Origin of the sequence: Acinetobacter sp. RRD8 (genome assembly GCF_031844225.1) — a bacterium.
Taxonomy (GTDB): domain Bacteria; phylum Pseudomonadota; class Gammaproteobacteria; order Pseudomonadales; family Moraxellaceae; genus Acinetobacter.
Map to the genome: position 1 here is coordinate 1 of NZ_JAUZUU010000008.1, position 21,289 is coordinate 21,289.

Annotated in this window: 24 protein-coding genes; 9 read left to right on the forward strand and 15 right to left on the reverse strand. The window is 44.5% G+C overall.

Features of this window, described 5'->3' with window-relative positions:
- Positions 1–92: 92 nt before the first annotated feature.
- The 4 genes from fusA to Q9R24_RS09475 all read right to left on the reverse strand — a co-directional run bounded on the left by fusA (position 93) and on the right by Q9R24_RS09475 (position 5,022).
- Positions 93–2,228: an elongation factor G gene (gene fusA, locus Q9R24_RS09460; protein WP_004646111.1), complete on the reverse strand. Its 2,136-nt coding sequence runs from the start codon at positions 2,226–2,228 to the stop codon at positions 93–95.
- Positions 2,229–2,356: 128 nt separating this feature from the next.
- Complete coding sequence (gene rpsG, locus Q9R24_RS09465; RefSeq protein WP_004279240.1) at positions 2,357–2,827, reverse strand: 30S ribosomal protein S7; 471 nt, start codon at positions 2,825–2,827, stop codon at positions 2,357–2,359.
- 180 nt (positions 2,828–3,007) lie between these two features.
- Positions 3,008–3,382, reverse strand: a complete 375-nt coding sequence (rpsL, locus tag Q9R24_RS09470) for a 30S ribosomal protein S12 (RefSeq protein WP_002050319.1) — start codon at positions 3,380–3,382, stop codon at positions 3,008–3,010.
- Between the two features lie 155 nt (positions 3,383–3,537).
- A complete protein-coding gene (locus tag Q9R24_RS09475; protein WP_311204296.1) occupies positions 3,538–5,022 on the reverse strand; it encodes an EcsC family protein in 1,485 nt (494 codons plus the stop codon).
- A 273-nt stretch (positions 5,023–5,295) separates the two neighbouring features.
- On the opposite strand from Q9R24_RS09475, the gene Q9R24_RS09480 reads away from it, so the two are divergent.
- Both Q9R24_RS09480 and Q9R24_RS09485 read left to right on the forward strand, forming a co-directional pair.
- Positions 5,296–6,525, forward strand: a complete 1,230-nt coding sequence (locus Q9R24_RS09480) for a beta-ketoacyl synthase N-terminal-like domain-containing protein (protein ID WP_004730606.1) — start codon at positions 5,296–5,298, stop codon at positions 6,523–6,525.
- Between the two features lie 23 nt (positions 6,526–6,548).
- Positions 6,549–7,001 (forward strand): CopD family protein, encoded by a 453-nt coding sequence (locus tag Q9R24_RS09485; protein ID WP_004646107.1) that lies wholly within the window; start codon positions 6,549–6,551, stop codon positions 6,999–7,001.
- Between the two features lie 59 nt (positions 7,002–7,060).
- Here Q9R24_RS09485 and Q9R24_RS09490 read toward each other — a convergent pair whose 3' ends face one another.
- The 4 genes from Q9R24_RS09490 to Q9R24_RS09505 form a co-directional block, all read right to left on the reverse strand.
- Positions 7,061–8,488: an amino acid permease gene (locus tag Q9R24_RS09490; protein ID WP_184413228.1), complete on the reverse strand. Its 1,428-nt coding sequence runs from the start codon at positions 8,486–8,488 to the stop codon at positions 7,061–7,063.
- 169 nt (positions 8,489–8,657) lie between these two features.
- Positions 8,658–9,023, reverse strand: coding sequence for a RidA family protein (locus Q9R24_RS09495; RefSeq protein ID WP_114541406.1), 366 nt, complete (start codon positions 9,021–9,023; stop codon positions 8,658–8,660).
- A gap of 48 nt (positions 9,024–9,071) precedes the next feature.
- Entirely contained in the window at positions 9,072–10,184 is a 1,113-nt protein-coding gene (alr, locus tag Q9R24_RS09500; protein ID WP_311204297.1) for an alanine racemase, read from the reverse strand.
- Positions 10,185–10,218: 34 nt separating this feature from the next.
- The gene (locus tag Q9R24_RS09505; RefSeq protein WP_004646103.1) at positions 10,219–11,478 is read right to left on the reverse strand and encodes a D-amino acid dehydrogenase; all 1,260 of its coding nucleotides are present in this window, start codon (positions 11,476–11,478) and stop codon (positions 10,219–10,221) included.
- Positions 11,479–11,618: 140 nt separating this feature from the next.
- On the opposite strand from Q9R24_RS09505, the gene Q9R24_RS09510 reads away from it, so the two are divergent.
- Positions 11,619–12,086 carry an Lrp/AsnC ligand binding domain-containing protein gene (locus tag Q9R24_RS09510; RefSeq protein WP_004279232.1) on the forward strand — a complete coding sequence of 156 codons (468 nt, stop codon included), beginning with the start codon at positions 11,619–11,621 and terminating at the stop codon, positions 12,084–12,086.
- An 87-nt stretch (positions 12,087–12,173) separates the two neighbouring features.
- On the opposite strand, the gene lysM is transcribed toward Q9R24_RS09510, so the two are convergent.
- The 6 genes from lysM to Q9R24_RS09540 all read right to left on the reverse strand — a co-directional run bounded on the left by lysM (position 12,174) and on the right by Q9R24_RS09540 (position 15,932).
- Positions 12,174–12,668 (reverse strand): peptidoglycan-binding protein LysM, encoded by a 495-nt coding sequence (gene lysM, locus Q9R24_RS09515; RefSeq protein ID WP_311204298.1) that lies wholly within the window; start codon positions 12,666–12,668, stop codon positions 12,174–12,176.
- A gap of 185 nt (positions 12,669–12,853) precedes the next feature.
- Positions 12,854–13,090: an acyl carrier protein gene (gene acpP, locus Q9R24_RS09520; protein WP_004646101.1), complete on the reverse strand. Its 237-nt coding sequence runs from the start codon at positions 13,088–13,090 to the stop codon at positions 12,854–12,856.
- Positions 13,091–13,173: 83 nt separating this feature from the next.
- Complete coding sequence (gene fabG, locus Q9R24_RS09525) at positions 13,174–13,908, reverse strand: 3-oxoacyl-ACP reductase FabG (protein ID WP_004646100.1); 735 nt, start codon at positions 13,906–13,908, stop codon at positions 13,174–13,176.
- Complete coding sequence (fabD, locus tag Q9R24_RS09530; protein WP_247143894.1) at positions 13,905–14,891, reverse strand: ACP S-malonyltransferase; 987 nt, start codon at positions 14,889–14,891, stop codon at positions 13,905–13,907. Before fabD ends, fabG begins: the two co-directional genes overlap by 4 nt.
- 223 nt (positions 14,892–15,114) lie before the next feature.
- Positions 15,115–15,297, reverse strand: coding sequence for a 50S ribosomal protein L32 (gene rpmF, locus Q9R24_RS09535; RefSeq protein WP_004279227.1), 183 nt, complete (start codon positions 15,295–15,297; stop codon positions 15,115–15,117).
- Positions 15,298–15,374: 77 nt separating this feature from the next.
- The gene (locus Q9R24_RS09540; RefSeq protein ID WP_004279226.1) at positions 15,375–15,932 is read right to left on the reverse strand and encodes a DUF177 domain-containing protein; all 558 of its coding nucleotides are present in this window, start codon (positions 15,930–15,932) and stop codon (positions 15,375–15,377) included.
- A gap of 97 nt (positions 15,933–16,029) precedes the next feature.
- Between Q9R24_RS09540 and Q9R24_RS09545 the strand changes: the two genes are divergently transcribed.
- From Q9R24_RS09545 to Q9R24_RS09555, 3 genes are all read left to right on the forward strand, one after another.
- A complete protein-coding gene (locus Q9R24_RS09545) occupies positions 16,030–16,692 on the forward strand; it encodes an elongation factor P hydroxylase (protein ID WP_311204326.1) in 663 nt (220 codons plus the stop codon).
- A gap of 87 nt (positions 16,693–16,779) precedes the next feature.
- The gene (locus Q9R24_RS09550) at positions 16,780–17,397 is read left to right on the forward strand and encodes an L-threonylcarbamoyladenylate synthase (RefSeq protein ID WP_224216808.1); all 618 of its coding nucleotides are present in this window, start codon (positions 16,780–16,782) and stop codon (positions 17,395–17,397) included.
- A 46-nt stretch (positions 17,398–17,443) separates the two neighbouring features.
- On the forward strand, positions 17,444–17,728 hold the full coding sequence (locus Q9R24_RS09555) for a hypothetical protein (protein WP_311204299.1): 285 nt from the start codon (positions 17,444–17,446) through the stop codon (positions 17,726–17,728).
- Between the two features lie 81 nt (positions 17,729–17,809).
- On the opposite strand, the gene Q9R24_RS09560 is transcribed toward Q9R24_RS09555, so the two are convergent.
- Positions 17,810–18,289, reverse strand: a complete 480-nt coding sequence (locus tag Q9R24_RS09560) for a hypothetical protein (protein ID WP_129717089.1) — start codon at positions 18,287–18,289, stop codon at positions 17,810–17,812.
- A 506-nt stretch (positions 18,290–18,795) separates the two neighbouring features.
- Here Q9R24_RS09560 and Q9R24_RS09565 point away from each other — a divergent pair.
- Genes Q9R24_RS09565 through rluB form a run of 3 tightly spaced genes read left to right on the forward strand, consistent with a single transcriptional unit; the run spans position 18,796 to position 21,271 of the window.
- Positions 18,796–19,590, forward strand: coding sequence for a segregation/condensation protein A (locus Q9R24_RS09565; protein ID WP_311204300.1), 795 nt, complete (start codon positions 18,796–18,798; stop codon positions 19,588–19,590).
- Positions 19,587–20,177 (forward strand): SMC-Scp complex subunit ScpB, encoded by a 591-nt coding sequence (scpB, locus tag Q9R24_RS09570; RefSeq protein ID WP_213686928.1) that lies wholly within the window; start codon positions 19,587–19,589, stop codon positions 20,175–20,177. The genes Q9R24_RS09565 and scpB overlap by 4 nt, the downstream gene beginning before the upstream one ends.
- Before the next feature lie 41 nt (positions 20,178–20,218).
- A complete protein-coding gene (rluB, locus tag Q9R24_RS09575) occupies positions 20,219–21,271 on the forward strand; it encodes a 23S rRNA pseudouridine(2605) synthase RluB (RefSeq protein WP_005107723.1) in 1,053 nt (350 codons plus the stop codon).
- The last annotated feature ends 18 nt before the right edge of the window (positions 21,272–21,289 follow it).

Genomic DNA, 21,289 nt, shown 5'->3' on the forward strand with positions numbered 1-21,289 from the left:
AGATCTTCCTTTTTAAACTACTCATGCAGGATCACTGCATGAGCACTTGGTTTTTAACTATGAATTAGTTTGGGCTTATAGTAATCGAAAGATTACTCGTCGTCACCTTTTTTACCGCCAGACTGGAATTTAGAAATGATGCCTTCAGCCACGTTACGTGGAGTTTCAGCATATTTAGCAAATTCCATAGAGTATGTTGCACGGCCTTGAGACATAGAACGCATTTGAGTCGCGTAACCAAACATCTCTGCAAGTGGAACTTCAGCTTTAATTGCTTTAGTACCGCCAGGCAAGTCATCCATACCTTGAACCATACCACGACGACGGTTTAAGTCACCCATGATATCGCCCATGTAGTCTTCTGGAGTTTCTACTTCAACTTTCATGATAGGTTCAAGAAGAACAGGATCTGCTTTCATGAAACCGTCACGGAAGGCATAAGAACCAGCCATCTTGAACGATAATTCGTCCGAATCGACATCGTGGTAAGAACCGTCAAACAATGTAGCTTTGATGCCTACAACTGGGTAACCAGCAAGGACACCATTCTTCATACGCTCTTGGATACCTTTATCCACAGCACCGAAGAATTCTTTAGGAACTACACCACCAACAACTTCTTCAACGAACTCGTAGTCTTTACCAGCATCAGCATCCATTGGCTCTAAACGTACGTATACGTGACCAAATTTACCTTTACCACCAGTTTGACGAACGAATTTACCTTCTTGCTCAACTGACTTTTTGATCGTTTCACGGTAAGAAACCATTGGTTTACCAATGTTTGCTTCAACACCGAATTCACGCTTCATACGGTCAACAATAATGTCAAGGTGAAGTTCACCCATACCAGCGATGATTGTTTGACCTGACTCTTCATCAGTACGAACGCGGAATGATGGATCTTCTTTCGCCAAGCGACCTAAAGCAATTGACATTTTTTCTTGGTCAGCTTTAGTTTTTGGTTCAACAGCCAATGCAATTACTGGCTCTGGGAATTCCATACGCTCAAGTGTGATGACATTTTTCTCATCACAAAGTGTATCACCTGTAGTTACGTCTTTAAGACCTACACACGCAGCGATATCACCCGCACGAATTTCTTCAACGTCTTGACGATCGTTCGCGTGCATTTGCACGATACGGCCGATACGTTCACGTTTAGATTTAACTGGGTTATAAACAGAATCACCTTGTTTAAGAACACCAGAGTAAACACGTACGAAAGTTAAGTTACCTACGAATTTGTCATTCATGATTTTGAACGCAAGTGCAGAGAACGGAGCTTCGTCAGATGCTTCACGAATCGCTTTAGTTTCAGCCTTATCGTCAAGAACACCTTCAATCGCTTTAACTTCTGTAGGCGACGGTAAGAATTCAATTACTGCGTCCAACATACGTTGAACACCTTTGTTTTTGAATGCTGTACCACAAAGCATTGGTTGAATTTGACAAGCCAAAGTTTGGACACGTAGACCAGCAACGATTTGTTCTTTAGTCAAATCGCCATTGTTCAGGTATTCATCCATTAACTCTTCAGAAGCTTCAGCAGCAGCTTCAACCATGTTTGTACGCCATTCTTCAGCAGTTTCTTGAAGTTCAGCCGGGATTTCACCGTATTCAAACTTCATACCTTGTGAAGCTTCGTCCCAAATGATCGCTTTCATTTCGATCAAGTCGATTACGCCTTGGAAGTTTTCTTCAGCGCCAACAGGGATTACTACAGGTACTGGAGATGCACCTAAACGTGTTTTCATTTGTTCAACAACACGGAAGAAGTTGGCACCAGTACGGTCCATCTTGTTCACGAATGCTAAACGAGGCACTTGGTATTTGTTCGCTTGACGCCATACAGTTTCAGACTGAGGTTGTACACCACCTACAGCACAGTAAACCATACACGCACCATCAAGAACACGCATAGAACGTTCAACTTCGATGGTGAAGTCAACGTGTCCCGGTGTATCAATTACGTTGATACGGTGTTCAGGGAACTGTTTAGACATACCTGACCAGAATGTAGTCGTAGCAGCAGAAGTAATGGTAATACCACGTTCTTGCTCTTGCTCCATCCAGTCCATTGTTGCTGCACCATCGTGTACTTCACCAATTTTGTGAGATACACCTGTGTAGAACAAAATACGTTCTGTAGTTGTGGTTTTACCCGCATCAATGTGCGCAGAAATACCAATGTTACGATAACGAGAAATTGGGGTTTGACGTGCCATGATTTCTAGCATTCCTAAATTTTGTTGTTTAAAACAGGACGCTTTAAGCTGCATAGCAACTTAAAGCGCTTTGGTGACAAAACCATGACGGTCTTGTCACCCTCCTGAATAGGGCCTGTTTTATCTGCTTAGAAACGGTAGTGAGAGAAGGCTTTGTTGGCTTCAGCCATACGGTGCACATCTTCACGTTTCTTAACCGCAGCGCCTTTGCCTTCAGATGCATCAAGCAACTCGCCAGCAAGACGTAAAGCCATAGTTTTTTCAGAACGCTTAGCAGCAGCATCTACTAACCAACGCATCGCTAGAGCAGTACGACGGGATGGGCGTACTTCCATAGGAACTTGGTATGTAGCACCACCAACACGGCGTGCTTTTACTTCGACCATAGGACGAACTTTTTCAAGAGTAGTCTCGAAAAATTCAACTGGGTCTACTTTAGATTTTTCTTGAACGCGGTCTAAAGCACCGTAAACGATACTTTCAGCAATAGATTTTTTACCATCTTGCATTACGTGGTTCATGAATTTAGCGATTGTTTGGCTGCTGAACTTAGGATCCGGAAGGATTTCACGAGCAGCGACTACGCGACGTCTTGGCATTTTAAACTACCTATAAAGATGACACTTCAGGTTTATCCAGCATGAGTACAAAGTGTCATGTACTACTCGCTGGCCTTACTATACGTCGCTTGGAATTTTCACAAAATTAATGCAGAAATCAGACAAGCGAGACGATAAAGGATTGCGGTTCTACGTTCTTAAAATTTAATTCTTAACGAATTATTTCTTAGGACGTTTAGTACCGTATTTAGAACGAGACTGGTTACGATCTTTAACACCAGCACAGTCTAAAGAACCACGAACGGTATGGTAACGTACACCTGGTAAGTCTTTAACACGACCACCACGGATAAGAACAACACTGTGCTCTTGTAGGTTATGGCCTTCACCACCGATGTAGCTAGAAACTTCGAAACCTGAAGTTAAGCGAACACGGCAAACTTTACGCATTGCTGAGTTAGGTTTTTTAGGTGTAGTTGTGTAAACACGTGTACAAACACCACGGCGCTGTGGACAAGCCTTCAACGCAGGAACTTTAGATTTTTCAACTAAAGTCGTACGACCCTTGCGGATCAACTGATTTGTTGTTGCCATTTGGCAATTCTCCCGTTAATAAAAAGCCCCAAAAACTACTACTTTTTGAGGGCATGCAATTATAATTCAAGATGCAAAATTGGTCAACCTACTCAAGCCAAGCAAATGCCGTTTCTCACGACATTTGCTTGCTTTTATTTACCTTCAAAATTCGCTTATTTTTTTGAATTTTTACCGGCTTTTTTGGTAACGTCTTGAGCTTCAGATTCAGTTTCCGAATTTTCTTGATCCTCTACACCCTGCTGTGAAGTTTCCGTAGCAGCCTCTGCCTCGTCAGCAGCTTCTGGATGCAGTTCAGCTTCGATTTCCGGATCAAATGAAGTTTTGGTTAAAGCGGGTTGTTGCGACTGCTTATCTACCGCAGGTTCAACCAACTCATCGTTAAGCGCCTCCAGCCCTTCACTCACCTTTTCATCTTTCTTCACTTCTGCTTCTTCAGAGCTTAGATCATTCTGCTCTTTTTTGACCAGCTTGACTTGGGTAATCGTGTTATTGCCTTCAATCGCAATATCTTTATCCATGATCGGCTTATCTTTCGCAGGCTCAACGTCGTGAGAGGCACCATTTAGGAGTTTCGGAGTTGCCTGTTGTAACAAACTGACTGCTTTTTCATAGGCAGCATAAGGAGACAATTGCGAATCCTGATGCTGAATCAGGTATTGGCGTGCATGTGAGAATGCTTCTTGAGCTTTCTGATTTACATCCTCGACAAAACGGTGGCTATATACTGCACCAATACCTGCACTTGCCAGAGGCGTTAGTTTGGTTAATCGCTCCAGAATCGAAATTTTTGGCAGATGATTCATCCATTCCCATTTAGCCTCTCCCTCATGACGACTTAGCCATTGTTTGATAGCGCTGACATCATTATCAGAACCTAGCATGGCTTGTAGCTGGGAGATATCATGAGTTTTAAGGGTATTACTTAACGCTTTTAAACCCAATAACAAGGTTTGCTTTTCTGCAATCAGGCTCAGGTCGATCTGTCTAAAGATATGCTGGACGATTTCCTGATCATCTTCTTTGCTCAGGTCAAAACCATAAGAGCGACCGACTTGATAAATGGTACGCAACGCCATCAGTAAAGAAGCGGGAATATCAATCGCGGTGCCAAGCATCCCTGAAGCACCACTCACTGCACCCTGAACCGTCGCAATCCATTTGTTTTGTTCACCTAAAGCCTGTGAAATTCGCTTGGATCGGTCGACGTCCTGAGTCAATTCTTCTAAATCTTTCGCTCCAGCTTCATTCAGAATGGCATCAACCGAACTGGTTTGATTACTAAATTGATTCAGACGATCATAAAAGTAGTTAGACACTTTTTCGGTTAAATCGGGAGAAACAAAATGCGCGACATTATTCACGGTATTAAAACGGCGTCCGAGAAGTTGGCGCGATACATTTGGAAGATGCTCGCGAAGCATTTGCTGAGGATTATCATATTTTTTAGCTGAAAAAGCGCTTTTCGTCTTCGCCGAACCATCAATCACCTGATCGGAGCTGGAAGGCTTCAGCGCTTTAGTCACCGAATCCGGCGCAACATGATTCAATAAATCCAATCCAGTTGAACTGAACTTTTTCGCCACTCCAAAGGCATTCGAAATCAGACCATTAGATTGTTTATTATTAGCATTTACCATTTTTTACCTCAGCATTCATGTGCTTGTATTTGGTATAAATACTAGGTGTAGTCAGCGTTTATCTCAACTTTATTCTGTTTCATTTAGTAAAACCCCTACACGCCGACTCACAAACTCAACCGACTGTCACACGGCATAACATTTGCCATAAGATTTCAAAAGTCTTTCTGCTATCATGTTCCCCATCATGAAATAAGGCTAAGCGCTGGATTGGGCGATTTTAAAACCCAGATATCTGCCGCTGAGCATAGAGCAAACTATAAGGATCTGTAGATGAAACGTGTTGTCATCACTGGCATGGGTATTAACTCATGTATTGGTAATACATTAGAGGATGTAAACCATTCTTTACAAAACGGGATTTCAGGAACACGTTTTAATCCGACTTATGCTGAACTCAATTTCAAAAGTCATGTCAGTGCTGCAGCCGAGCAGGATTTCGACGGGATCGACCGCAAACTGAAACGCTTTATGGGCGTATGTGCAATGTATGCGTACAACTCAGCTCTTGCTGCAGTTGAACATGCAGGTTTAAAGGTTGAAGATCTAGCTGGCAACCCACGCTATGGTATCGCGGGTGGTTCAGGTGGCGGTTCAACTGCTTCTGTTATTGAAATGAACGAATTATTGCAAACCAAAGGTGCGCGTAAAGTCGGTCCTTTCTTTGTACCACGTAATATGACTAACACCATTACGGCTAACGTTGGCGTTGCATTCAAATTACAAGGCGTGGCGCATACCATTACCAGTGCATGTGCAACCTCTGCCGATGCCATCGGTTATGCCTACAACCTGATTCAACTCGGTAAACAAGATTTAATGCTGGCAGGTGGCGGTGAAGAAGATCACTGGTCACAAAGCTTGTTGTTTGATGCGATGGGCGCACTTTGCTCTAAATACAATGACAGCCCTGAAACAGCATCACGCCCTTATTCTGCAGACCGTGACGGTTTCGTGATTGCCGGTGGTGGTGGTTTTGTGATCCTTGAGTCTTTGGAACATGCGCAAGCGCGTGGCGCAAATATCTTAGCTGAAGTGGTTGGTTATGCTGCAAACAGTGATGGTGCTGATATGGTTGCACCATCTGGTGAAGGTGCAACACGTTGCGTACTGATGGCTTTAGAAGAAGCAAAACAACACGGTGTCGATAAAATTGACTATGTAAACACACATGGTACTTCTACTCCAGCGGGTGACATCACAGAACTTAAAGCAATGGAACGTGCTTTCGGTGAAGGTCAGGTTCCTCCATTAAGCTCAACCAAATCAATGACGGGTCACAGTCTGGGTGCTGCTGGTGTTCAGGAAGCGATTTATTCGGTTCTGATGATGCAAAATGACTTTATTGCGCCAAACATCAACGTGACCGAGCTGGATGAAGGCGCGAAACCGTTTGATATCGTGCTTGAAAAACGTGACGCAAAATTGAATACTGTGATGAGTAACAGTTTCGGTTTCGGCGGCGTAAATGCTTGTCTCATTTTCAAAAAGTGGGAAGGCTAAGCTGCCCAATTTAGGGTGACTTGATGGATGCTCCTTCTGATGCTTTCTTGTGGGTAAAAGCATTACATATTATTGCAGTGGTTTGCTGGTTCGCGGCTTTGTTCTACTTGCCACGGCTGTATGTTTACCATGCCATGAGCGAAGATGCCGTCAGTCATCAACGCTTTGAAGTCATGGAACGCAAGTTGTACCGTGGCATCATGTGGCCAGCCATGTTGGCCACCTTGATTACGGCACACTTTCTGGTGGATTGGGGTGATGCAACGCGTCATTACCATGAAGCCTTATGGTTTTACCTTAAAGTCGGCCTGGTCGGCTTATTGGTGATTTACCATCTGGTGTGTGGTTATTACCGCAAGAAGCTGATTGGTAATGCACACTACAAGTCACACAAGTTTTGGCGTTATTTTAATGAGATGCCAACCTTGATCTTATTTGCAGTGGTGATTTTAGTCGTGGTTAAACCTACTTTCTAATTCACCCACGCAATCAAAAAAAATCCCCGATCAGTCGGGGATTTTTTATGTCTGAATATTTAATGATTACCACGCTGACGCATACGTGGCTTATACAGCAGTCGATAGGTCACCGCCAGAATAATCAACCATAAAGGACTGATCATCAGAGCTTTTAGAGTGTCAGGTTCCAGGCTTAAAATAATCAAGGCGAATAACAGGAATGCCAATACCACATAAGACATCCATACCCCACCCGGCATTTTAAAGGTCGAGGCGGCATGCTTTTGCGGTTGCTGCTTACGGTAACGGATATAGCACACCATAATGATGCTCCAGATACTAATAAACAGGATCACACACAGCGAACTCGCCAGAGTAAAGGCTTCCATGGTGTTTGGCACAAAATACTGAAATGCTGCCCCCAACATAATAAAAGCACAGGAGAAAAATAACCCTGTGGCTGGTACAGCTCTGCTAGATAACCGCGCCAAAGCTTGAGGTGCTTGTCCGTCACGTGCCAGACCAAACAACATACGGCTGGTCGAGAATACGCCACTGTTCATAGAGGACATCACTGACGACAACACCACCAGGTTCATGATAATGGCTGAAGTTGGAATACCGGCATACAGGAACAAACTCACAAAAGGACTTTGATCCGCAGGAATCAGATGCCACGGTGTGACCGACATGATCATCAGCAATGACAATACATAGAACAGAATGATCCGCGTAGGAATAGCGTTGACCGCTTTGGGTAAGTTCTTTTCCGGATCTTTGGTTTCTGCCGCCATTGTGCCGAGCAGTTCTACCCCGACAAAGGCAAACATGGCAATCTGGAAGCCTGCTAGAAAACCGGTAAAGCCTTTGGGAAATAAGCCACCATGTGCCCAGACATTACTAAAGCTGGCGACAGCGCCACTCGGTGCCTGAAAACCGCTAAACACCATATAGCCACCGACAAAGATCAAACCGAGAATGGCTAAAATCTTGATTAGCGCAAACCAGAATTCAATCTCACCAAACAGTTTTACCGTGACTAGGTTAATCGCGAGAATAAACAGCACACAGCCAATACTAATCATCGCCTGCCCCATCGGGGTAAAGGCCATGCCTTCGGGCAGCCAGAAACTCAAATAGTTAATAATCGCCGCGAGATCGGCAATCCCTACCAGCACCCAACCCAGCCAGTACGACCAGCCAATATAATAGCCAGCACCCGGCCCGATCAGGTCATGGGCCATATCAATAAAAGATTTGTAATGCAGATTGGACAACAGCATTTCACCCAACGCACGCATCAGGAAGAAGAACATGCCACCAATGATCATATAAATGATCAAAATTGAAGGGCCTGCCAGGGAGATGGTTTTTCCCGATCCCATAAACAGGCCAGTACCGATACAGCCACCAATGGCGATTAACTGCAAATGTCGGTTAGAGAGTTTTCGTTGCAACTCATGCGGCGACGATTTTACGTCTTCTGTGCCCGGGGTGGTTTTCATTTTTACATCCTTTTTAATCTTTACAACAGCATCAAGCTGAATTTACAACGTTCAGTCCTCGAACGCTTATTATGACATTTTCATACTTTTTACTGCGCTGTTCAGTGAGATTTACTGCACTAAAACGACTTAAATCATGGCATGGGAGATTTCAATATCAAAAATTCAATTAAGCTTGAGCTGCAATAACTGCAATTTCAATCAGCCAGTCCGGATTGACCAAATCTGCCTGAATCGTAGCACGTGCCGGCGTACCATGACCTCGTAACCATTCCACCCAAAGCTGGTTTACGGTAGCAAAATCATCTAGATGCTTGACAAATAATTGTGCAGAAAGCAGCTGGCTTTTATCGGTATTTGCCAATGCGAGCAATTCCTCAATTTTTGCAAAGACTTCCAGTGTTTGTCCGCGTACATCCAGATCCGTGCTATTCGGCACCTGACCCGATAGATACACGGTTTGCTGATGAATCGTCACCGCACTCATGATTTGATTGCTGTTGAGTCGCTGAATGGCTGTATTTGCCTGTGTCATGCTGATATTCCTTGTTTGGGATATTTAAATAAAATTTAAAGTAAAAATTTAAGCGTCAATCTGAAAATGAACCCGAGCGGTCACCGCGCACATCAGCTCGTAGCCGATCGTGCCAGAACTGGCCGCCACTTCATCAATCGGCAGAATTACACCTTGGGAAGATTGCCCCCAAAGTACCACTTCACTCCCCACATTCGCCTGCGGCAGTGCAGTCAGATCTACGGCCAGCATATCCATACTGATTCGACCCAATGTGTGCGTTTTCATTGAATCGACCAGCACAGGCGTACCGGTTGTCGATAGTCGTTGATAACCATCCGCATAACCACAGGCCACAATCCCGATCCGCATTTCCTGCGTGGCAATAAATTTGGAACCATAGCCAATGCTCTGACCTGACTGGATCATTTGAATGGCAATAATTTCACTGCGCAAGCTCATGCTCGGTTGCAGATTCCAGTCTTGAATCGTGTGTGTTGGATAATCTGGTGAACTGCCATACAGCATGATGCCGCTACGTACAATGTCTGAATGAAGGGTTTGATGATGCCGCAGAATGGCTGCGCTATTACTGAGCGAGATTTTACCTTCAAGCCCCTGAATGGACTGGCTAAAAATCAGGTTTTGATACTGAATCCCGTCCACGCCAAAACGCTGGCCATCCGCATCGGAGAAATGGGTCATATGGGTAATGGAACGGACAGTGTTCAGCTGTTGCAGCTCCTGCCAGATCTCTGCATATTGCTGCGGCTCGAAACCCAGACGGTTCATGCCGCTGTTCATTTTCAAATACACATCAAACTGTGCATCCGGCGCTATTTCGGCAAACTGTTTCAGCCATTGCACTTGATGTCGGGAATGAATGGCAAAGCTCATTTCATGCTTCACACATGCAAATAAATCCTCAAAAGCGAAAATACCTTCGAGCAACATTAGCGGCTTCTTGCATCCCAGCGCACGTAGCCGCGCGCCCTCTTCAATATCCAGAAAGGCAAAACCGTCTGCACCTTCAAGTCCAGCATAGACACGTTCAATCCCGTGCCCATAGGCATTGGCCTTGACCACGGCAAATACCTGACTATTGGGCATACATTGGCGCGCCACACTTAAATTATGCGCAAGCGCCTGTTGATGGATAATTGCAGTAATGGGACGTGGCATACATTCCTCCTTGAATATTCCGCCTCAGATAGTCTTAAGCCGCCTGGTGATAGCGCGCCAATGACAATCCTTCGGTACTAATTTCAGGATCACGTGCCAAAACTAGATCGCTGATTAATTTTCCTGAACCGCAGGCCATGGTCCAACCCAGCGTGCCATGTCCAGTATTCAGGAACAGGTTTTTAAAACGGGTTTTCCCAATAATTGGCGTACTGTCCGGGGTCATTGGACGCAGTCCTGTCCAGAAACTGGCCTGATTCATGTCTCCTCCAGGGAATAAATCACGGGTCACCATTTCCAGCGTGCCGCGACGATCTTCATTCAGACCCAAATTAAAACCGCTCAGTTCAGCCATTCCCCCTACGCGGATGCGCTGGTCGAAACGGGTAATCGCAATTTTATAGGTTTCATCCAGTACTGTAGATTGTGGTGCATAGGCCGGATCTAAAATCGGAATGGTCAGTGAATAACCTTTCACCGGATAGACCGGTAAATTCAGTTCAAGCGGTTTGAGGAAATCACGTGAATAACTACCAAAGGCCAGCACATATTTATCTGCCGTGAGTACCTGACCATTCACCAGAACACCTTTGATCTGGTCACCTTCTACAATCAGCTTTTCAACGTTCTGATTAAACTTGAACTCTACACCCATCCCTTTGGCATGTTCTGCCAGGGCATTGGTAAACAGATAGCAGTCACCCGTTTCGTCATTGGGTAAATGCAAACCACCCACCAGTTTATCTTTAGCCTGTGCCAATGCCGGCTCTACACGCGCCAGTCCATCACGGTCAAGCAGCTCAAACTCCACACCGGTTTCTTTCAGAACTTCAATATCGCGCTGCACCGCATCCAGCTGTGCATCTTTACGGAAAATCTGCAAAGTGCCTTTCGAGCGGTTCTCATAAGAAATGCCAATGTCACGGCGCAAATTACGTAAACAGTCACGGCTGTATTCAGCCACACGCACCATACGTTCTTTATTGACTGCATAATGCTGGGCATTACAGTTTTTCAGCATTTGTGCCATCCACTGCAATTGCCACAAGCTGCCATCGACATTAATCGCCAACGGTGCATGATGCTGAAACATCCATTTGACTGCCTTAAACGGAATACCTGGTGCAGCCCAAGGGGTCGAATATCCTGGAGAAATCTGCCCGGCATTACCGAAGCTGGTTTCTTGCGCCGGACCTGCCTGACGATCTAACACAGTCACGGTTGCTCCCTGCTGCGCCAGATAGTAAGCGCTTGCCACACCAATCACACCACTACCCAAAACTAATACGCGCATTACCTTAACCCTCAAACATCTTTTCAGTTTATTTCACTAGTATATTTTTGCTTTAATAGTTAAATTCACTATATTCAGACTGTATATTCAGTGAAATAAATATTTTTTCGGGCAGAATTAAAAAAAAGAGGGAAATATTAATGCGCAAATTAGACCGCATTGATCGCATGATTCTAGACATCCTGCAACGCGATGGCCGGATTGCCATTAGCGAACTTGCAGCACGCGTCAATCTATCAACCACACCCTGTTCAGAACGGGTAAAACGGCTGGAACGCGAAGGCATCATCATGGGTTATTACGCCCGTCTAAATCCGGAAATGCTAGAACGTAGTTTGCTGGTATTTCTGGAAATCAAACTCTCAGCCAAATCAGGTGATGTCTTTGATCAGGTGGCACGCAATTTGACTGAGATTCCGGAAGTCCTGGAATGCCATTTAATTTCCGGTGATTTTGATTATCTGGTCAAAGCGCGTTTAAAGGAAATGAGTGCCTATCGCCGCCTGTTGGGAGATTTACTAAAAAAACTGCCCGCTTCTGCTTCATCCCACAGTTATGTAGTGATGGAAGAAGTCAAAGAAAGTTTATATCTGGACCTAGGTATTTAGTAATGATGGCTTTTTAAAGCTACGGACAAAAACAACAAAGCCCCAAACGGGGCTTTGAGATCGAATATTGATTGGACTTATTAAACCTTAAGCAGGAATGCGTAGCACCTGTCCCGGGAAAATATCATCTGCATCTTTGAGCAACGGACGGTTGGCTTCAAAAATTTTATTATACTGATTGGCATCACCATAAAATTCTTTTGAAATTTTTGACAAGCTGTCACCTGATTTCACTGTGTAGAACTTACTTTCCGGCTCAGGACTGCTTACTGTAAGCTGATCATCCACTTTGGCGACATGATCAATATTACCCACGGCCAGAACAATCTTTTCACGATCGGCCTGACTTTGTACCTGACCTCTGACCGTCGCCAGATCGGAGGCTGAGTTATAACTGATGGATAAGCCAGTGATCGGAAGGCCCAGACTTTTCACATGGCCGAGTAGTTTATTTGCCACTTCCTGAGCAGAAGGCTCTGCAGGTTGTGCTGCAGTCGGCGTTGTCGTTGTAGGTGCAGCCTGTGGTTCTGCAGCAGCTGTATTCTTCTTACCGATACCTTTTACAAAATCAAAAAGACCCATAGCGGACTCCATTCTTGTTGTTAATGTCACATCACTCTTATTTTTATAATGAAAACTCTAGAGAGATAGTTAGTCATTGGTGACAGAAAGGTAATGGATTGTAAAACCTCCATTCATATAAAAAGCAGATACAAAAAAACCACCTCAAGGGTGGTCTTTATGTTCAGCAAAGCTGAAATCGGCGATTAACCCAGTTTCTTAGAAACGTAGTCAATTGCAGATTGAACAGTTGTGATTTCGTTAGAATCTTCATCAGGAATCGTGATGTCAAAATCATTTTCGAAAGACATAACAAGTTCAACTAGATCTAGAGAATCTGCACCTAAGTCATCCATGAAAGACGCTTCGTTTTTAATCTCTTCGATTTTGATACCAAGTTGTTCTGCAACTGCTTGCTTAACACGTTGTTCGATATCGCTCACAGGAATTCTCCTCATTGCTTGTGGCGTTTTTAATGCCGTTAGTTTAATTGAATCTAAAAAATTTGGAAAGTTTATACTTGAGCTTAACTCATGTATAAGCCCCCATTTACATGCATAACTGTACCAGTAATGTAACTGGCTTTATCTGAAGCCAAGAAACTTACGGCATTTGCGATATCCTGTGGATCACCTAAACGGTTTAATGCCACTTGCTCAGTCATTTTTTTACGAATTTCTTCGCTTAACTGTTCAGTCATCTCAGTCGCAATAAAACCTGGTGCGACCGAGTTTACCGTAATCTGACGACTGCCCATTTCTTTGGCAAGGCTGCGGCTAAATGCTTCAATACCTGCTTTGGCAGCAGAATAGTTGGCCTGACCTGGGTTGGCAAAGTGTGCCACCACAGAACTGATATTGATGATGCGGCCGAAACGCGCCTTGGTCATGCCTTTGAGTACACGCTTAGACAGACGGTAAACTGCTTTCAGGTGAATATTTAAAATATCATCCCAGTCATCTTCAGACATACGCAGCAGCAAATTGTCTTTGGTAATACCTGCATTATTGACCAACGCAAGGACTGGACCATAGTTCTGTTCGATGTCCGTTACCAGCGCATCAATCGCAGCACCATCACGTACATCCAGTACTTTTCCAGCGCCATTTTCAGCAAATTCTGCCGATAATTTTTCCGCACCTGCTTCAGACGTTGCAGTACCTACGACAAAATAACCGTCTTGAATCAATTGCTGTGCGATCGCAGCACCAATACCACGACTTGCACCTGTTACCAGAGCAACTTTACGTTCCTGTGTCATGCACTTTTCCCTTCTGCCGCCAATACGGTGTTTAATGCATCTTCCAGACGAGATTGACTGTCCAGTGGAAGTGCTTTTTGAATATTCGGCAAGCGTTTCGCCAAGTTGGTCAATACATTACCCGGACCACATTCTACGATGTACTCAACACCTTCATCTTGAAGGAATTGTAAGGTTTTAGTCCATTGTACCGACTCATAAAGTTGCGCGGTCAACGCCTGACGCAATTCATCTACACTGGTTGCCGCTTGCGCGCCTACATTTTGTAATACAGGAATGCGTGGTAGCTCAATGGCGGTTTGTTCCAATGCCGGAGCAAACTGTTCAGCAGCAGGTTTCATCAATGAACAATGCGATGGAACCGATACTGGCAATGCAATGGCTTTTCCGCCGTTTTCTTTGGCCAATGCCATCACTGCTTCAACGCGATCTTTATTGCCTGCAACGACAACCTGCCCTTGCGCATTGTAGTTCGCCGCTTCGACAGAACCTTCGCCTGCTGCAGTTGCTTGTGCACACAGCTCAATCACTTTGGCATCGTCCAGACCCAAAATGGCAGCCATCGCACCCACACCCTGAGGTACAGCAGTCTGCATGAGTTTGCCACGCAAGTTCACTAGCTTCGCAGCATCACCCAGGCTTAAAGCACCTGATGCAACCAGTGCGCTGTATTCACCCAGTGAATGGCCTGCAAGATATTTCGGTGCTACACCGCCAGATTCTAACCACACGCGCCATAAGGCAATACTTGCAGTCAGCAATACCGGCTGGGTAAATTCGGTTTGATCCAGACCTTCGCCAGTTTGCGCAATCTGCCACAGATCAAAACCGACGGCTTCAGATGCTTCTGCAAATGTCTCGTGAATACTCGCAAACTGTTCTGCAAGTTCAGCCAGCATACCGGCTTTCTGTGAGCCCTGACCCGGAAACACAAATGCAGTTTTCGTTGCGGGTGCTGCTTGTTCGAGTGGTGTAGCAGACATAATAAAATCCTTTCATTCAAGAGGTGTGCTTCTTCAATCCTAACCAGAAGACTGACCAATAAGACCACCTAAATCATTGTGGAGCGCAATTTAGCATGTAATTTTGCTGGCGGTAATTGCCAAATACAACAAAAAACCGATACACCTAAAAATCAAAGACAAAAAAAAGGGAGCTAAATGCTCCCATTTTTTCTACTAAGCTTGACGCTTAATACATCACCAATTATTCAGCAGATGCTTTAGCGAATAATTGACGACCACGGTAGATACCATCTTTAGATACGTGGTGACGACGGTGAGTCTCGCCAGTAGCTTGGTCTACAGTTAATGCATTCTCGGTTAAAGCGTCATGTGAACGGCGCATGTCACGGCGAGAGCGACTTTTACGGTTTTGCTGAACGGCCATGATGGCTCCTTACAAAGATCGAAAAAATGGATCAGAACAAATTCGATTGTCTTATACACAAGAGTATAACACAAAAATTAGTTAAGTTTACCCTTCAAAGCAGCCAAAACTTCAAACGGGTTGTCCCGTTTTTCTTCAGCCACTTCTTCTACGGCAGGTTGATGCTTATGTTCACAAAACTCATGTTTAGGCGACAACGGCATCAACAATAACAGTTCATCTTCTATCAGCGCGAGCAAATCAGCGGTCGCCGGTGCATCATAATCACCTTTGGTCGTTGCTTCACTTTCACCTAGGACGATGAAATCAGCATCCTCATCCAAGCGCTCTATCAGTGACTCATCATCCACAAGTGCTAAATGGAACGATGAAACCAGTTCAATTTCTACAGTTTCCAGACAACGCTGGCATTCCATAGGAACTTTTGTTTCAACGTGACCATCTAGCCATGCAATACGATGATAGGCATCCATTGATAGCTTACAGTCTATGTTAATCAATTGATCATCAATTGATCCAACAGCTTCACGAGCGATACGAACAAAGCGGGATAAAGGCAGTTGACCTGACCATTTAAAGCCCTGTTCAGCCCATTTAAACGGCTCAATCTGTGCCGGAAAGGTATTTGCTGACATAATTAAGGCGGCAATTCTACAAATTCATCAGTACTCTGTCAAAGATTAAGATACAATTTTGTACTTATTTCGACAGACCATTTGGGTAACTCAAGTCATGCATCTGTTGCAGCCGCAAACAGAAGTGAATGTTTCATCACTCGTTAGCACAATTCCAAGCCTTGATTCTGACAGTTCAACACAACAAGTGCAACTCTCGCCATGGGCGAATTTATCGTCAGAAGCGCAGCAGGTGGACTGGCTCATCTTACACTTTAATCACTGGTTTTCCCATTTAAATGTCACTTTAGTGCGCGGCGAATTTGAACCAGAATATTTCCCTGCAAGTACAAACAGTCCTGCCCGGATCCAGTTTGCCCATGGTTTCTTTAATAGCGCTTTGCATGAAATCAGCCACTGGACCATTGCCGGAGACAAACGCCGCCTGCTGCCTGATCTGGGTTACTGGTATGCCCCGGATGGGCGGACCCGTGAACAGCAGGTTTTATTTGAACAAGTGGAAATCAAGCCACAGGCAATTGAATGGATGTTTGCCCAGGCTTTTGGCCGTAAATTCCGGGTTTCTTTGGATAACCTGACTGGCGACGGCGGTGATGGCGCCAGCTTTAAAGATAATGTCTACGCTCAAGTACAGGCTTATTTTAATGGTACAGCCAAACTTCCACGTGATGCAGCTCGCTTTATCCAATGTATCTGTATCTGCATCAGAGGTGGCAAAAGTTTACAATCTGATGAATTTATACGTGAAATACTTGATTAAATTACACAAATCTACCTTTTTTATGATTGCCAGATCTTGTCTGAGCGCCACATAATAAGCCATTAGCCCAAGCTTGGAGTAGTCTCTATGCTGCATTTACGCGTACACCCCGACAATCCGCAACCCCGCTTAATCAGTCAGGCAGTGGAACGTATCCGTGCGGGTGATGTGGTGGTCTATCCCACTGATGCGGCCTATGCGATCGGTTGCCAGATTGGGAACAAGAGTGCCATGGAGCGGATTGCGCAAATTCGTGGTCTGGGCCCAAAGCATCAATATGCGATTCTGTGCTGTGATTTGTCCGATATTGCCACTTATGCCAAGGTGGACAATGCCATGTACCGTTTGCTGAAAAATAATACACCGGCTATCACGACCTTTATTTTACCTGCGACCAGCGAAGTGCCACGTCGGTTGATGCATCCTAAAAAGAAAACTATTGGTCTACGCATTCCGAATAATCCGGTGTGTCAGATGTTGCTCAAAGAACTCGGTGTGCCCTTATTGACTTCTACCCTGATTTTACCGGGTCAGACTGACCCACTTGACGATCCTTATGATATTGAAATGCAACTGGGCAAACGCATTGATGTTTTTGTAGATAGCGGTTTAGGCACCTTGAGCACGACCTCTATTGTAGATTTATCCGGTGATCATCCAGAAGTGATTCGTCGTGGTATGGGAGATGTCAGCGCCTTTGAATAAATGAGGTCTGAGAATTTCCCCATAAACATTGAGGGAGTCAGAATAAATGGATTTATTTTACTTGCTCCTAAATCAGCATGAATTTTCTGTACAGGATTTGATCTATGCAGAACTGCCTTGGACACTGCAATCCAAGGCAGTCATGGTCGAAGCACATCCTTCTCCCCATCTCACTATAAATATTGATCATACTGAATACCAATTTTTCCTGACGTTGGCTCTAGTGAGACAGTTGTTGCAGATCTATTCAAACCAAAATGTATGCCTGGCAGAAACTTGCCAACGTATCATTGAATTTGCGATCAAGGAATACAGTCATTCCTCACCATGAAAATCTAAAACAGCATATGGTGAGAGGTTGCAATTCTATTCTTTTCAATTCGGCATAAATGCAGTGGCTGGCAAAAACAGTTTAGGAATCTGAACTACGCTCATAATGACGAACCGCAATGAAATTTGGACATTGCGATAGCTTCTGTTCATGATGCATGAGCTCTTGACCCAGTTTATTTTTCAGATACACATGAAAAATAATCTGATCTTCTTCCAGTACATTCAACATCGCTGTGCGTGCCTTGGGTTCCATGACTTTAAAGGAATTGATTGACTCACAAGACATAGCTTGCATATCCAGTTTAATCCGCTCATCCAGCTGGTCGCCCTCATAGGCCATATGCCGCATGTAAAAACGGATATTGGGATATTGATCCAGCACACTAAAATCCATTTTCATGGCCTGCATGACAGGTCGGGCCTGTTCGGCAAAAGCTGAAAATCCGCCTGATTTCAGCCCTGTGCGTGCTTCATCTTCAAGCTGCATAATCTGATATTTGGGATAAGCCCAAAATCCCCCGAATGCGATCATCCCAATAACAACCAGAATAAGTGGCATGCTTTCTTCACCTTTTTATTGATTTTTGTGATTCTTGACTATTTTTCGAGAGTATAGCGGGATTTTTGACCAAAAATTACGGGGAAATATTTTATTAATACTTATTAATTTTATGTTTTTTAATGGGAAATCCGTTTAAAAATCATTCAATACCTGCCAGCTAGCTTATTTTCTCTTTTAATGAGAGTCATTGTATTGATCGAGTTTTTTTGAAGTGAATCAACTGGCATCATCTACCAGATACGCTTAATTATGAGAGCCAATTTAACGTAAAAATCACCGTGGCATTTGCTGCCCAATTCTGCCATTTTTCTCGGTGCTATTTTGAAAGAGCTGATAAATTCCATTATTTTTTTAAGTTTTTATGGCTTTGACAGCTTATTTAATTTATTTAAAGTTACTTTTCCAGTACAATGACAACGCTTAATCCTGTGCTTTTCTTTCGATCAGATACCGAAAATCAAGCCTTTGCATGCCTTTGAAAATTCGCGTGGCCTATAATTGTAATGACTCAAATTATCCATAACACTATGGAATCTGCTCCGCACATTCGGGTTCTGGATGAATGGCAGGATACAATTCCAGAGGATCTGTATATTCCTCCAGCGGCATTTGAAATCTTATTAGAACATTTTGAAGGCCCACTCGACTTTTTAATTTACCTGATTCAAAAAAACGGTTTTGATCTGTTACAGGTCGATATCGCGCCGATTGCAGCACAGTATTTGTCTTATATGGACGCGATGAAATCCCTGAATATCGAGCTGACGGCCGATTATATGGTGATGGCAGCCTTACTGGCAGATCTGAAATCGCGTTTGCTGTTACCTAAACCAAAAAGCCTGACTGCGATTGAGCAGGATCCAAAACAAGAACTGATTGACCGTTTAGAAAATTATTTAAGAATTAAACAGGCAGCAGAACGTCTGGGTCAGATGCCAATTCTGGAACGAGACACTTTCAGCACCAACGTCAGTCTGGGAGACATCCAGCAGCCGAATGAAGGCTATTCAAGCGATTTATTGCGTGATGCCTTGCTCTGTATATTTAACCGTCCTGAACCCGTGATTCATCAGGTACAACAGGAACCGGTACTGCTGGAAGAACGGATTGCCTATATTGAAAGTTGTATTGAAACTGGCGCAGTACTCAGCTTTAAGGACTTGTTAAAACCGAGCCAAGGCCGTATGGGTATGGTAGTGACCTTTATGGCGGTACTGGAACTGACCCGACAACAAAAAATTCAGATTATTGCTACAGGTATTGAAGCCCCGCTCGCGATTCAAGGAGCCAGTCAATGACATTCGATCAAAATACGCTGTTATCTGCAGAAGATAATCTGCATGAAGTATTGATGCAGCTTGAAGCGATTATTTTCGCCAGCGACTCCGCGGTTTCACTGGCGCGTCTGAAAGAAGCTTTTCAAGATCGCTATAGCAAACCGGAATTACGTCAGTATTTACAACAACTTTCCATGCTCATGCATGGCCGTTCGATCGAACTGATTGAAACAGCACAAGGTTATCGTTTTCAAGTACGTGCAAAATATCGTAATATTATTGCACAGACCTGGCCTGAGCGACCGGCTCGCTTGTCGCCTTCATTACTGGAGACGCTTGCAGTGATTGCTTATCACCAGCCAGTGACTCGAGCGGATATTGAACAGATTCGTGGTGTTACGAATAACAGTCAAAACCTGCGTACGCTGTTTGACTGGAACTGGATTAAAGAGTCCGGATTTCGTGAACTCCCTGGAAGACCTGCGTTGTTAATGACAACGCCACAATTTTTAAATGCGTTTGGCCTGAATAGTTTGGGCCAATTGCCTCCCCTGCAGGATGCCAAGGAAGCTTTTATGGCCCTCGATGCGAATGCACCGAAGTCATAAATAGGTGAACTGTTGATAATTATTTCTAAGGTTATGCTGTCATGAGTGAAAAGTTGCAAAAGGTGCTTGCACGCGTTGGTTTGGGTTCTCGCCGTTATATGGAAGAAGTCATTGCCGCGGGTCGTGTAAGTGTCAACGGGCAAATTGCCCAAGTGGGTGAACGAATCGAACCAGGTGATGAGCTTCGCATCGATGGTCGTAAAGTTGCCTTCCAGATTGAAGACGAAATCCGTCGTCGTGTCATTATCTATTACAAGCCTGAAGGCGAGATCTGCTCACGTAGCGATCCTGAAAACCGTCCGACCGTGTTTGAACAGCTGCCTGCTATTCCGGGCGATCGCTGGGTGATGGTCGGTCGTCTGGATATTAATTCCACCGGTCTACTCTTGTTCACAAATGATGGTGAACTTGCGAATCGCTTGATGCACCCATCGAATGAAATCGAACGTGAATATGCAGTTCGTGTCATGGGTGAAGTAACGCCACAAATTCGTAACAACATGCTTAAAGGCGTGGTGCTAGACGATGGTCCGGCAAAATTCGAATCTTTCTCTGAACTGGGCGGTGACGGGATCAATCGTTGGTTCCAGGTCGTGGTGAAAGAAGGTCGTAACCGTGAAGTACGTCGTATCTTTGAATCACAAGGCCTGAAAGTCAGCCGTCTACTGCGTACCCGTTATGGTACTGTGATTTTGCCACGCGAACTGCGTACCGGTCGCTGGATTGAACTGGATAAAAACGATATCGACAACCTGACCAAAGCTGTGGAATTGAAGCCACGTCAAGGTACAGGCTTGTTTGGTATGGCGAAACGCCGTAACGAGCGTATGCAAGACAAACCGATGGCTGCGCGCCGTGGCGGTTTCTTGCGTCAGCAACGTCGTGACAGTGATGAGCAACCACAAAATAATACTGGCCGTGAGCGTCGTGATGACAATGCTTATGGTCGTCGTGACAGAGCTGAAAACCAGAATGGCACTCAGTTTGTACGTCGTGAAAACCGTCCTGATCAAGGTTTCGGCCGCCGTGAAGAGCGTGATGAAAATGCGCCGCGCCGTCCATATGGCGTCAACAAAGGCTTTAAAAAGTTTTAATTAAGATAAATAAAAAAG